This window comes from Halomonas sp. SL1 (genome assembly GCF_003030865.2).
Classification (GTDB): domain Bacteria; phylum Pseudomonadota; class Gammaproteobacteria; order Pseudomonadales; family Halomonadaceae; genus Halomonas; species Halomonas halophila.
Genome location: NZ_PYUQ02000007.1, coordinates 40,056 through 52,147 on the forward strand (window position 1 = coordinate 40,056; position 12,092 = coordinate 52,147).

Below are 12,092 nucleotides of genomic sequence, written 5' to 3' on the forward strand. Positions count from 1 at the left end.
CGGCCGATCAGGCCGGGGTCGCGACCGGGGCGGCGACGCGAGCATGGTCGCCACAGGCCTCGGCGAAGCCGCGGAAGATGGCGTCGTAGAGCGGATGCTCCCGAGGCTGCCATTCGGGATGCCACTGCACGGCCAGGGTGAAGCCCGGCGCATCGGTCACCGAGATGGCCTCGACCAGGCCGTCCGGCGCCTGGGCCTCGGCGGTCAGGCCCTCGCCGAGGCGGTCGATGCCCTGCTGGTGCAGGGAGTTGACCCGAGAGCGAGGCTCGGGATACAGCGCCGACAGGCGTCCGCCCGGGCGAATCGAAAGCTCGTGGGCCGGCGCATACTGGGCCGCCCGCTCGCCCGCCCGCTCGCGATGATCGAGCATGCCGGGCACGGTCTGAACCGCCTGGTGAAGACTGCCGCCGAAGGCCACGTTGAGTTCCTGGAAACCGCGGCAGATCCCCAGCAGCGGCAGACCGAGGTCCAGCGCCGCCGGCACCCAGGCCATGGCCGCGGCGTCGCGATGACGATCGTCACGGGTGTTCTCGGGCGCCCGCTCGGCGCCGTAGCGGGCTGGCTCGACGTTGGTGTAACTCCCGGTCAGCAGCAGGCCGTCCAGACGTGACAGCAGCGGTGTCACAGTGGCGGCATCGCCCCCCTCCCAGACCGGCAGTATCACCGGCTCGAGCCCGTAGTCGCGCAGCGCGCTCAGGTACTTGTCGGTCACCATATGGGCGGGATGCCCTTCCACCTCACGGCGACAGGCGATCACTCCCACCAGGGGTCGGCTCTGCATGGCAGCCTCCTCGAAACGACAGGACAGAAAGTTGTTATGGTTTGCTCAACATATCTTGGTTGCTTAATCTTGCCAACCCGACGAAAGCGACAGCATCAGAAAATAAATCACAACACACTGATATTATTGAGATAACAATCAAAAATACGGAAATCACCACATTGTCAAAAGCGCCATAAACGTAAAAAATTTGACAACAAAAGCGAAGAACACCAATGATGACGACCATGCCAACATCCTAAAAACAGGTGTCATCATGCCCTCTCACCCCGTCGACGAAGCCCGCGACTTCCTGGCCCGCCACCCCGAGGTCACCAGCATCGATCTGCTGATCAGCGACCTCAACGGCGTGATGCGCGGCAAGCGCATCCCCCGCGACAACCTGGAGAAGGCCTTCGAGCACGGCATCAACCTGCCGGCCTCGGTCTTCGCTCTGGACATTCTCGGCAACACGGTGGAAGCCACGGGGCTGGGACTGGACACCGGCGACGGCGACCGCGTCTGCCGCCCCGTGCCGGGCACCCTGATGCCGACGCCCTGGCTGCGCGATGGCCGCCAGGCGCAGCTGCTGATGACCATGGAAGACAGCAACGGCGGCCCGTACCCCGTCGACCCGCGTCAGCTGCTCGCCGGCGTGCTCGAACGGCTGAAGCGGGAAGGCCTCACCCCGGTGGTGGCGGTGGAAATGGAGTTCTACCTGGTGGATCGCAGCCGAAACGAACTGGGCATGGTGCAGCCGCCCTGTTCACCGGCGACGGGCGAGCGCGCCACGCATAGCCAGCTCTACTCGATCAGCGAGCTCGACGAATACGCGGACTTCCTGGAGGAGGTGCACACCGCCGCCGAGACCCAGGCCCTCCCGCTGGATACCGCCCTGAAGGAATGCGCCCCCGGTCAGTTCGAGATCAACCTGATTCACTGCGACGATGCCCTGGCGGCCTGCGACAGCGCCGTGCTGCTCAAGCGCCTGATCAAGGGCATCGCCCTGCGGCACGGCTTCGAGGCCACCTTCATGGCCAAGCCATACGGGGACGAGGCCGGCAACGGCACCCACGTGCATATCAGCCTGCTCGACGAGAGCGGGCACAACGTCTTTGCCGCCGAAGACGGCGACCCGCTGGGCACCCCCCGGCTCAAGCAGGCGGTGGCCGGGCTGCTGGCGATGATGCCCGCCTCGATGGCCCTGTTCGCGCCCAACCTCAACTCCTTCCGCCGTTTCCAGCCCGGCCTCTACGTGCCCATGGCGCCGACCTGGGGCTTCGACAACCGCTCGGTGGCGGTGCGCATTCCTTCCGGCCCCAACGCCGCACGGCGCCTGGAGCACCGCGTGGCCGGCGCCGACGCCAACCCCTACCTGCTGGTCGCCACCCTGCTGGCGGCCATCGAACACGGCCTGCACCAGCAGATGACGCCCCCGCCGGCGATCACCGGCAATGCCTACGACCAGGTCGCCCCCAGCCTGACCAACAGCTGGAGCCAGGCCCTGGACCTGCTCGAGGAGAGCAAGGCGCTCACCGAAGCCCTGGGACCACAGTTCCTGCGCGTTTTCCTCGCCAACCGCCGTGCCGAGCGCGACCAGGCCATGCAGGCGGTCAGCAAGCTGGAATACGACTGGTACCTGCGCCACGTCTGAGCAGGAAAGCCATCCTTCCACCTTCGACCGTGGGCGGCATCACCGCCCGCGGGGACGCGGCACGGTCGCGCCGGCAACGATCACAACGACCCAAGGCTCGCCTCGCGCCTGCCGAACCTCACAACACCACAAGATGGAGGTCGTCATGAGCACCACCCACCCCTTCTCACCCTCGCTGCCGGCCCGGGACGGTACCGGCCGCACCCTGCTGCTGGTGCTGGCCGTGCTGGGCACGGTCACCGCGCTGACGCTGACCCACGACCCCGGCAGCGACTACGGCTGGGCCAGCCTGGTCCCCTCGCTGATCGTGCTGGTGGTGGCCATTGCCACGCACCGCACCCTCGAGGCGCTGGCCATCGGCGCGCTGTCCGGCCTGATCATGCTGCAGCCGGAGGACTTCATCGGCGAGCTGGCCGACATCTCGCTGTCGGTGATGATGAACGAGACCATCGCCTGGCTGATCCTGGTCTGCGGCCTGATGGGCGGCTTCATCGCCATGCTCGAGAAGTCCGGCTGCACCCTGAGTTTCAGTCACGTCATGACCCGACTGGTCAAGACGCGCCGTCAGTCGATGCTCAGCACCGCGCTGCTGGGCGTGCTGATCTTCATCGACGACTACTTGAACGCCCTGGCGACCTCGGCGGCCATGAAGCGTCTCACCGACCGCTTCGGCGTCTCCCGCGAGAAGCTGGCCTATATCGTCGACTCCACGGCGGCGCCGATCTGCATCCTGGTGCCGATCTCCACCTGGGCGGTGTACTTCGCCGAACTGCTGAAAACCAACGGCGCCACCGACGGCCCCGGCATGGGACTCTACATCGCATCGATCCCGTTCATGCTCTACGGCTGGGTGGCCATGGGCCTGGTGGTGCTGGTGGCCAGCGGCAAGCTGCCCGACATCGGCCCGATGAAGGCCGCCGAAGCCCGGGCCCGGGCCGGCCAGCCGATCCCCGACGGCGCCCCGGACGAAGCCCTGGGGGAGACGACGCCCAACCAGTCGCCGTGGCGCGGCGTGTTCAACTTCCTCGCCCCCATGGCGGTACTGATCGGTGCCAGCGCCTACTTCGAGATCGACCTGCTCAAGGGCGTGATGGTCGCCACCCTGTTCACCCTGGTGCTTTACCTCATCCAGCGCCTGGCGACCTTCGCCAGCCTGATGGACGGCATCATGGACGGCTTCCGTACCATGATGCTGCCGCTGGCCATCGTCGCCGTGGGCTTCGTGCTGCGCGAGGTCAACGACCAGCTGGGCATGACCCAGTTCATGATCGATGCCCTCGCCCCCTATCTGACGCCGGCGCTGCTGCCCGTCCTGGTGTTCGTGTCCATGGCGGTGGTGGTGTTCGCCACGGGCTCTTCCTGGGGCGTGTTCGTGATCTCGATCCCCATCGTGGTCCCCATGGCCCAGCACATGGATGCCCCGATGCCGCTGGTGGTGGGTGCCCTGCTGTCGGCCTCGAGCTTCGGCAGCCACGCCTGCTTCTTCTCCGACTCCTCGGTGCTGTCCTCACAGGGCAGCGGCTGCCTGCCGATGCAGCACGGCCTGACCCAGTTCCCCTACGCGCTGATCGGCGCCCTGATCACCGCCGGCGGCTTCCTGGCGCTGGGCCATGTCCTGACCTGAGCCTGACCTGAACAAGGCCTGTCACGCGGCGCCGCCCGGCGCCGCGTGCGTCAATCCGGCAGCAGCGACTCGATGCCCTCCACCTGGCCGCAGCGATCCGGCCGATAGCCCGGCAGCTCCGCCACCGCCGCCTGAAACGCCTCGCCGGCGATCACCTGACACAGCGACTGCAGCTTGGGCTCCGCCAGGCTGCGCCGATGACCGACCAGAAGATAGTCCTCCAGCGCCAGCGGCACGAAGTCGAGACCGAAGCGCCGCGCCGCCGCCTCCACCCCGAAACCGACCTCTGCCATGCCGGCAGCGACATAGGCCGCCACCGCCGAGTGGGTGTATTCCTCGAGTTCATAGCCGCGGATGCGCCGCGTCGCGAGCCCTTCGCCCTCGAGGAGGCCGTCCAGCAGCGCCCGGGTGCCCGACCCCACCTGGCGATTGATGAAGCGCACCTCGCCCTTGGCCAGATCGTTCAACCCTTTGACACCCAATGGATTTCCCGGCGCCACGATCAACCCCTGGCGTCGGGTGATGAAGCGGATGACGCGATAGCTGCGCGGCTTGAGCAGGTCTCGATAGCCGCGGCTCACCCGCTTGCCGACCTCCCCCCGCGGCAGGTGGAAACCGGCCAGATCGCAGGCCCCGCGATGCAGCGCCGAGAGGGCCTCACGGGAGCTACAATATTGGAGATCGAGGCGCAGCTCATCGAGATAGGCCGGGAGCAGCTCCACGGCATAGCCGTGGGTGGCATAGAGCCGCAGCACCGGCTTGACGCCCTCGAGGGTCTGCTGGATGGCGAGGTTGAGCTCGGAGCCCAGGCTCTCCAACTGCGGCCCCAGTCGGGCAATCACCCGCTGCTCGGCCCACAGCAGCTTCTCGCCCAGTGGCGACAGTCGTGCACCCTTGCCACGCTCGAGGTCGACCAGGGCGATGCCGAAGAACTCGCCCCACTTGTTGAGCAGGTTCCAGGCATGGCGATAGGAGATACCGACAGCCTCGGCGGCCTGGGTGAGCTTGCCGTGGCGATGCACCGCCTCGAGCAGGCCGAACAGCTTGGGATCGAGCTGGTTACCGGCCTCGTCGCTGAAGTACCAGGCCGGCGTGATGCGGATACGCTTCATGTGAAGTAAGTTTCATATTTCGCCATGGAAACACCAATGCTAGCTTTACCGCGACCGTGACGCACGCCCCGCCCAAAATATGAAGAAGCGTGCATATTTAAAAGCCAGCTACAATGATAACCAGGGGTACTCGATGAACGATTCCCGAGAGTGGACGCCCCAGGCGGTCCAGGCCGAGATCGACGCCCTGAAGCACAAGCCCGGCGCCCTGCTGCCGATCCTGCACGCCCTTCAGGACCGCTTCGACCATGTGCCCGAAGGCGCGGTGCCGATCATCGCCGAATCGCTGGGCCTCACCCGCGCCGAGGTGCACGGGGTGATCAGCTTCTACCACCATTTCCGCACCTCGCCGCCGGGGCGCCATGTGGTCCAGGTGTGCCGCGCAGAGGCCTGTCAGGCCCGCGGTGCCCGCACCCTGGAAGCCCATGCCAAGGCCACCCTCGGCGTCGGCTACCACCAGACCACCGCCGACCGCGAGATCACCCTCGAGGCCGTCTACTGCCTGGGCAACTGCGCCTGCGGCCCCTCGGTCCGCGTCGACGACCAGATCCTCGGCCGCGTGACGCCCGAGAGCTTCGATGCCCTGGTCGATGAACTCCGCACCCAGCCGCTGGAGGTGCTCGGATGAGCGTCCGCGTCTTCGTTCCCCGTGATACCACCGCCCTCTCGCTGGGCGCCGACGCCGTCGCCACGCGCCTGGAGCGCGAGGCCGAACGGCGTGGCCTCGAGCTGACCGTGGTGCGCAACGGCTCCCGCGGCCTGGCCTGGCTCGAGCCGCTGGTCGAGGTCGAGACCCCCGCCGGCCGCGTCGCCTATGGCCCGGTGACGCCCGCCGACGTGCCGTCGCTGCTCGATGAGGGCCTGCTCGAGGGTCGTGACGGCCACGCGCTGGCCCAGGGGCCGACCGAGTCGATCCCCTATCTCGCCCGCCAGCAGCGCCTGACCTTCGCCCGCATCGGCGTGACCGATCCGCTGTCGGTCGATGACTACAAGGCCCACGACGGCTTCCGCGGCCTTGAGGCCGCGCTGGCGCTCGAGCCCCAGGACATCGTCGAGGAGGTCAAGGCCTCCGGCCTGCGCGGCCGCGGCGGCGCGGCCTTCCCCACCGGCATCAAGTGGCAGACGGTGCTCGACACCCCGGCGGACCAGAAGTACATCGTCTGCAACGCCGACGAGGGCGACTCCGGCACCTTCGCCGACCGCCTGATCATGGAGTGCGACCCCTACGTGCTGATCGAGGGCATGGCCATCGCCGGGCTCGCCGTGAACGCCACCCAGGGCTACATCTACCTGCGCTCCGAGTACCCGCTGGCCAAGGAGATCCTCGACGACGCCATCGCGCGCGCCGAGGCCGCCGGCTACCTGGGCGACGACCTCCAGGGCAGCGGCCGCGCCTTCCATCTGGAAGTGCGCCTGGGCGCCGGCGCCTACATCTGCGGCGAGGAGACCTCGCTGCTGGAGAGCCTCGAAGGCAAGCGCGGCCTGGTCCGCTTCAAGCCGCCGCTGCCGGCCATCGAGGGCCTTTTCGGCCGCCCCACCGTGGTCAACAACGTGCTGTCGCTGGCCGCCGTGCCCTTCATCCTCGCCGAGGGCGCCCAGGCCTACGCCAACCACGGCATGGGCCGCTCCCGCGGAACCCTGGCGCTGCAGCTGGCCGGCAACGTCCAGCGCGGCGGTCTGGTCGAGCTGGCCTTCGGCACCACCCTGCGCACCCTGATGGAAGAGTTCGGCGGTGGCACCGCCAGCGGTCGCCCGCTGCGCGCGGTGCAGGTCGGCGGCCCGCTGTGCGCCTACCTGCCCGAGAACCAGTGGGACATGCCGCTGGACTACGAGACCTTCGCCGAGGTCGGCGCGGGCGTCGGCCACGGCGGCGTGGTGATGTTCGACGACAGCGTGGACATGGCCGAGCAGGCCCGCTTCTCGATGGAGTTCTGCAAGGTCGAATCCTGCGGCAAGTGCACGCCCTGCCGCATCGGCTCGACCCGCGGCGTGGAGGTCATCGACCGCATCCGTGCCAACGAGAACCGCGACGCCAACCTCGAGCTCCTCGGCGAGCTCTGCGAGACCATGGAAGACGGGTCACTGTGCGCCATGGGCGGCATGACGCCCTTCCCGGTGCAGAGCGCCCTGAAATACTTCCCCGACGACTTCCAGCGCGCGCCGGAAGGAGACCGCTCATGATTCAGCACTTCGACCCCAGCCAGCACGAAAAGGACCTCGGCACGCCGGCCCCCGCCGCCGACGCGGCCCCGGTGAGCCTCGAGATCGACGGCGTCGAGATCACCGTGCCCGAGGGCACCTCGGTGCTGCGCGCCGCGGCCCTGGCCGATATCAACATTCCCAAGCTGTGCGCCACCGACAGCCTGGAAGCCTTCGGCTCCTGCCGGCTGTGCGCCGTCCAGGTCGAGGGCAAGCGCGGCACGCCGGCGGCCTGCACCACCCCGGTCGCCGCGGGCATGAAGGTCACCACCCAGAACGACCGGCTGGCCAAGCTACGGCGCAACATCATGGAGCTCTACATCTCCGACCACCCGCTGGACTGCCTGACCTGTCCGGCCAACGGCGACTGCGAGCTGCAGGACATGGCCGGCGCGGTGGGCCTGCGCGAGGTGCGCTACGGCTTCGAAGGCGAGAACCACCTGGCCGCCGAGACCGACCACTCCAACCCCTACTTCAGCTTCGATCCCAGCAAGTGCATCGTCTGCTCGCGCTGCGTGCGGGCCTGCGAGGAGGTGCAGGGCACCTTCGCGCTGACCATCGACGGCCGCGGCTTCGACTCGACGGTGGCCGCCGGCCAGGACGAGGCCTTCATGGACTCCGAGTGCGTGTCCTGCGGCGCCTGCGTCCAGGCCTGCCCGACCTCGACGCTGATGGAGAAGAGCGTCATCGACGCCGGCCAGCCCGAGCACAGCGTGATCACCACCTGTGCCTACTGCGGGGTCGGCTGCTCCTTCGAGGCCCAGATGAAGGGCGACCAGCTGGTGCGCATGGTGCCCTACAAGGGCGGCGACGCGAACCACGGCCACTCCTGCGTCAAGGGCCGCTTCGCCTTCGGCTACGCGACCCATCCGGACCGCATCACCTCGCCGATGATCCGCGATGCCATCGACCAGCCCTGGCGCCCGGTCGAATGGGACGAGGCGATCTCCTTCGCCGCCAAGCGCCTCACGGCGATCCAGGACGCGCACGGCCGCGAGAGCATCGGCGGCATCACGTCCTCGCGCTGCACCAACGAGGAAACCTACCTGGTGCAGAAGCTGATCCGCGCGGCCTTCGGCAACAACAACACCGACACCTGCGCCCGGGTCTGCCACTCGCCCACCGGCTACGGCCTGAAGACCACCCTGGGCGAGTCCGCCGGCACCCAGACCTTCGACTCGGTGATGGAAGCCGACGCCATCATCGTGATCGGCGCCAACCCCACCGACGCCCACCCGGTGTTCGGCTCGCTGATGCGCAAGCGCCTGCGCCAGGGCGCCTCACTGATCGTCGCCGACCCGCGGCGCATCGACCTGCTCAAGACGCCTCACCTCGAGGACGCCCAGCACCTGCCGCTGCGCCCGGGCACCAACGTGGCGCTGGTCAACGCCCTGGCCCACGTGGTCGTCACCGAGGGCCTCGAGGATCACGACTTCATCGCCAAGCGCTGCGACACCGAGGCGTATCGCGCCTGGCGTGATTTCATCAGCGAGGAGCGCCACTCCCCGGAGGCCACCGAGGCGATCACCGGCGTGTCCGCCGAGGCCGTGCGCCACGCCGCGCGCACCTACGCCACCGCCGGCAACGGCGCCATCTACTACGGCCTGGGCGTCACCGAGCACAGCCAGGGCTCGACCATGGTGATGGGCATCGCCAACCTGGCGCTGGCCACCGGCAACATCGGCCGCGAGGGCGTGGGCGTGAACCCGCTGCGCGGCCAGAACAACGTCCAGGGCTCCTGCGACATGGGCTCCTTCCCCCATGAGCTGCCGGGCTACCAGCACGTCGCCGACGTCGCGGCGCGCGGCCGCTTCGAGGATGCCTGGGGCGTCAAGCTCGACGACGAGCCGGGCCTGCGCATCCCCAACATGTTCGACGCCGCCATCGAGGGCAGCTTCAAGGCGCTCTACGTGCAGGGCGAGGACATCGCCCAGTCGGACCCCGACACCCAGCACGTGGAGGCGGCGCTGCGCTCGCTGGACTGCCTGATCGTCCAGGACATCTTCCTCAACGAGACCGCCAAGTACGCCCACGTGCTGCTGCCGGGCTCGAGCTTCCTGGAGAAGGACGGCACCTTCACCAACGCCGAGCGCCGCATCAATCGCGTGCGCAAGGTGATGCCGCCGGTGGCCGGCAAGGCCGACTGGGAGGTCACCGTCGACCTGGCGCGTGCACTCGGCTACCCGATGGAGTACACGCATCCTTCCGAGATCATGGACGAGATCGCGCGGCTCACGCCGACCTTCTCCGGGGTCAGCTACGACAAGCTCGACGAGCTCGGCAGCCTGCAGTGGCCGTGCAACGAAGAGCATCCCGAGGGCACCCCGACCATGCACGAGGTGGACTTCCCGATCGGTCGCGGCCGCTTCGCGATCACCGAGTACGTGGCCACCGAGGAGCGCGCCAATCGCCGCTTCCCGCTGCTGCTGACCACCGGGCGGATCCTGTCCCAGTACAACGTCGGCGCCCAGACCCGGCGCACCGACAACCAGGTGTGGCATGACGAGGACGTGCTGGAGCTGCACCCCTCCGACGCCGAGGTGCGCGGCATCCAGGACGGCGACTGGCTGGGCATCACCAGCCGCTCCGGCCAGACGGTGCTGCGGGCGCGGCTCAGCGAGCGCATGCAGCCGGGCGTGGTCTACACCACCTTCCACCACCCGGGCAGCGGCGCCAACGTGATCACCACCAGCAGCTCCGACTGGGCCACCAACTGCCCCGAGTACAAGGTGACCGCGGTGCAGGTCGAGAAGGTCAGCCAGCCGTCGCAGTGGCAGCGCCGCTTCGATGAGGTCGACCGTCAGCAGCGCGAATACCTGGCCACGGCCAGGGACGCCGCCTCATGAGCCGTCGAGGGGCACCATCGCCCAGCGACGGCGCCCCTCCCCTGACACACCGGCGCGTGGAGGTCCACCGCGGTGCGTCGGGCCGGGACGCCGACGCGGTCGACGACGCCCTGGCACTGGAGGTGCCGGTGGCGCTGGTCTACAACGGCATCTCCCACGCGGTAATGATGGCCAGCCCCGCCGACCTCGAGGAGTTCGCGCTGGGCTTCAGCCTCACCGAGGGCATCCTCGCACACCCCCACGAGTGCTACGACCTGGAGGTACACGAGGAGCCCGGCGGGCTGACGGTACAGCTGAGCATCGCCAGCCAGCGGCTGGCGGAGCTCAAGGAGCGCCGTCGCAGCCTGGCCGGCCGCACCGGCTGCGGTCTGTGCGGCACCGAGGCGCTGGATCAGGCGATCCGCCCGATTCCGCGGGTCCGGGCCCCGGCGCTCGACGACGACGCCATCCAGCAGGCCCTCGGGGCCCTCGCCGATCACCAGGTGCTGCAGGCGGCCACCGGGGCCACCCATGCCGCCGCCTGGTGCGAGGCCGACGGCCGCGTGCGGCTGGCGCGCGAGGACGTGGGACGCCACAACGCCCTCGACAAGCTGATCGGCGCCCTGGCCCGGGAGGGCGGCCCCAGCGACGGCGGCTTCGCCCTGGTCTCGAGTCGCGCCAGCTACGAGATGGTGCACAAGAGCGCCAGCGCCGGCATCGGCGCTCTGGTGGCCGTCTCGGCGGCCACCTCGCTGGCGGTGGAACAGGCCGAGCAGGCCGGGCTGCTGCTGGTCGGCTTCGCCCGTCCCGGCCGCCATCTGATCTATCATCGCCCCGTCGACGCCTCGTCGGCGCGGGCCCAAGGTTGTTGAGGAGCAGAGCATGTCGCACGATCAAGGCGAGACCCTGGTGCATATGGTCAATCAGATTGCCACCAACCTGAGCGGCGGCCGCGAGGAAGCCGAGGCCGTGGAAGGCGTCTGCAGCCACCTGGAGAAGTTCTGGGCCCGAGCCATGAAGCAGCGCATCGTCGCCTGCCTCGACGAGCCCGACGCCGGCGGCCTGGAACCGGTGGCCCGCCAGGCCGTGGAGCGGCTGGCCGAGCAACAGGCCCGCAAGGCGGGCTGACACGGGTCGCCCCGCTCCGCGGAGCAGGCACAACGCAGAAGGGCCGCCCCAATGGGGCGGCCCTTCTGTCTGTTGTTTCCTGCCGTTCCTGACTTAGTGCCGGCACCTGCCGCACGTCGGAGACCCATCAGCTCTGGCTGCGGGGCTCGCCCCACTGCGGCTCGCCGTTCACGACGCGCACCGTCTCGCCCTGGGGGCGCTGGTCCAGCCGGCTGGTGTGCGACTGGCCGTCATAGCGCCAGCTGACCTCGTAACCGGTGGTCTCCTGGTGGGAATCGGTGACGGTGTGGCAGCTCTGCTCGGTGGTGGAGACGGTCTGGCCGGCCTCGACCCGCTGCTGAACCTCGCGGCCGGCGAGGCCACCGCCGATGGCACCGGCCACGGTGGCGATCTTCTTGCCGCTGCCGCCGCCGACCTGATTGCCCAGCAGCCCGCCGACGATGGCGCCGGCCGCCGTGCCGACCACGCTGTGCGGATCGCGGGTCGGCGCCTGGCGCTGCACCACCACGTTCTCGCACACCTCGCGCGGGGTCTCCACGGTGCGGGTCAGGGGTTCCACGCCGGTGATATCGGCGAACTGGGGCTGACGGCTTTCCTGGACCTGCCAGGCGCCGAAGGCCATGCCGCCGAGGCCCAGTGCCGCCAGGACGCTGCCCACCACGATCGACTTGCTCATGTTCGTTACCTCTCGTCGGGCGCTCGTCACGCCGCTCGCTGGAATCCTGGAACACTGCTCCAGCGGTTGCGATGGCGGGCGGGGCTTCCCGCCCCGCACCGGTGCCCGACAGTA

The 12,092-nt window shown here is 68.8% G+C and carries 10 protein-coding genes; 7 read left to right on the forward strand and 3 right to left on the reverse strand.

The window, feature by feature from the left end:
• Positions 1–7 precede the first annotated feature (7 nt).
• Positions 8–781: a gamma-glutamyl-gamma-aminobutyrate hydrolase family protein gene (locus C9J49_RS02550; protein WP_107180770.1), complete on the reverse strand. Its 774-nt coding sequence runs from the start codon at positions 779–781 to the stop codon at positions 8–10.
• Positions 782–1,037: 256 nt separating this feature from the next.
• On the opposite strand from C9J49_RS02550, the gene C9J49_RS02555 reads away from it, so the two are divergent.
• Together C9J49_RS02555 and C9J49_RS02560 are read left to right on the forward strand one after the other, a co-directional pair.
• Positions 1,038–2,414, forward strand: coding sequence for a glutamine synthetase family protein (locus C9J49_RS02555; RefSeq protein ID WP_035597878.1), 1,377 nt, complete (start codon positions 1,038–1,040; stop codon positions 2,412–2,414).
• Between the two features lie 145 nt (positions 2,415–2,559).
• Positions 2,560–4,038 (forward strand): Na+/H+ antiporter NhaC family protein, encoded by a 1,479-nt coding sequence (locus tag C9J49_RS02560; RefSeq protein WP_107180771.1) that lies wholly within the window; start codon positions 2,560–2,562, stop codon positions 4,036–4,038.
• A 50-nt stretch (positions 4,039–4,088) separates the two neighbouring features.
• On the opposite strand, the gene C9J49_RS02565 is transcribed toward C9J49_RS02560, so the two are convergent.
• Entirely contained in the window at positions 4,089–5,150 is a 1,062-nt protein-coding gene (locus tag C9J49_RS02565; protein ID WP_035597874.1) for a substrate-binding domain-containing protein, read from the reverse strand.
• A gap of 133 nt (positions 5,151–5,283) precedes the next feature.
• Between C9J49_RS02565 and C9J49_RS02570 the strand changes: the two genes are divergently transcribed.
• The 5 genes from C9J49_RS02570 to C9J49_RS02590 are packed head-to-tail and all read left to right on the forward strand — an operon-like array spanning position 5,284 to position 11,302.
• Positions 5,284–5,778, forward strand: a complete 495-nt coding sequence (locus C9J49_RS02570; RefSeq protein ID WP_046079802.1) for a formate dehydrogenase subunit gamma — start codon at positions 5,284–5,286, stop codon at positions 5,776–5,778.
• Positions 5,775–7,331 (forward strand): NADH-quinone oxidoreductase subunit NuoF, encoded by a 1,557-nt coding sequence (locus tag C9J49_RS02575; RefSeq protein ID WP_046079803.1) that lies wholly within the window; start codon positions 5,775–5,777, stop codon positions 7,329–7,331. The genes C9J49_RS02570 and C9J49_RS02575 overlap by 4 nt, the downstream gene beginning before the upstream one ends.
• The gene (gene fdhF, locus C9J49_RS02580) at positions 7,328–10,195 is read left to right on the forward strand and encodes a formate dehydrogenase subunit alpha (RefSeq protein WP_046079804.1); all 2,868 of its coding nucleotides are present in this window, start codon (positions 7,328–7,330) and stop codon (positions 10,193–10,195) included. Before C9J49_RS02575 ends, fdhF begins: the two co-directional genes overlap by 4 nt.
• Positions 10,196–10,251: 56 nt before the next feature.
• The gene (fdhD, locus tag C9J49_RS02585; protein WP_181454232.1) at positions 10,252–11,046 is read left to right on the forward strand and encodes a formate dehydrogenase accessory sulfurtransferase FdhD; all 795 of its coding nucleotides are present in this window, start codon (positions 10,252–10,254) and stop codon (positions 11,044–11,046) included.
• A 10-nt stretch (positions 11,047–11,056) separates the two neighbouring features.
• Entirely contained in the window at positions 11,057–11,302 is a 246-nt protein-coding gene (locus C9J49_RS02590) for a formate dehydrogenase subunit delta (RefSeq protein WP_035597861.1), read from the forward strand.
• Positions 11,303–11,429: 127 nt separating this feature from the next.
• Here the strand turns inward: C9J49_RS02590 and C9J49_RS02595 are convergent, their stop codons facing one another.
• Positions 11,430–11,978 carry a glycine zipper 2TM domain-containing protein gene (locus tag C9J49_RS02595; protein ID WP_107180773.1) on the reverse strand — a complete coding sequence of 183 codons (549 nt, stop codon included), beginning with the start codon at positions 11,976–11,978 and terminating at the stop codon, positions 11,430–11,432.
• Positions 11,979–12,092: the final 114 nt, after the last annotated feature.

Excerpts from the sequence above, each read along its gene's own strand:
- C9J49_RS02550 (WP_107180770.1), bottom strand. The coding sequence starts at position 781 with ATGCAGAGCCGACCCCTGGTGGGAGTGATCGCCTGTCGCCGTGAGGTG.
- C9J49_RS02555 (WP_035597878.1), top strand. The coding sequence starts at position 1,038 with ATGCCCTCTCACCCCGTCGACGAAGCCCGCGACTTCCTGGCCCGCCAC.
- C9J49_RS02560 (WP_107180771.1), top strand. The coding sequence starts at position 2,560 with ATGAGCACCACCCACCCCTTCTCACCCTCGCTGCCGGCCCGGGACGGT.
- C9J49_RS02565 (WP_035597874.1), bottom strand. The coding sequence starts at position 5,150 with ATGAAGCGTATCCGCATCACGCCGGCCTGGTACTTCAGCGACGAGGCC.
- C9J49_RS02570 (WP_046079802.1), top strand. The coding sequence starts at position 5,284 with ATGAACGATTCCCGAGAGTGGACGCCCCAGGCGGTCCAGGCCGAGATC.
- C9J49_RS02575 (WP_046079803.1), top strand. The coding sequence starts at position 5,775 with ATGAGCGTCCGCGTCTTCGTTCCCCGTGATACCACCGCCCTCTCGCTG.
- fdhF (WP_046079804.1), top strand. The coding sequence starts at position 7,328 with ATGATTCAGCACTTCGACCCCAGCCAGCACGAAAAGGACCTCGGCACG.
- C9J49_RS02590 (WP_035597861.1), top strand. The coding sequence starts at position 11,057 with ATGTCGCACGATCAAGGCGAGACCCTGGTGCATATGGTCAATCAGATT.
- C9J49_RS02595 (WP_107180773.1), bottom strand. The coding sequence starts at position 11,978 with ATGAGCAAGTCGATCGTGGTGGGCAGCGTCCTGGCGGCACTGGGCCTC.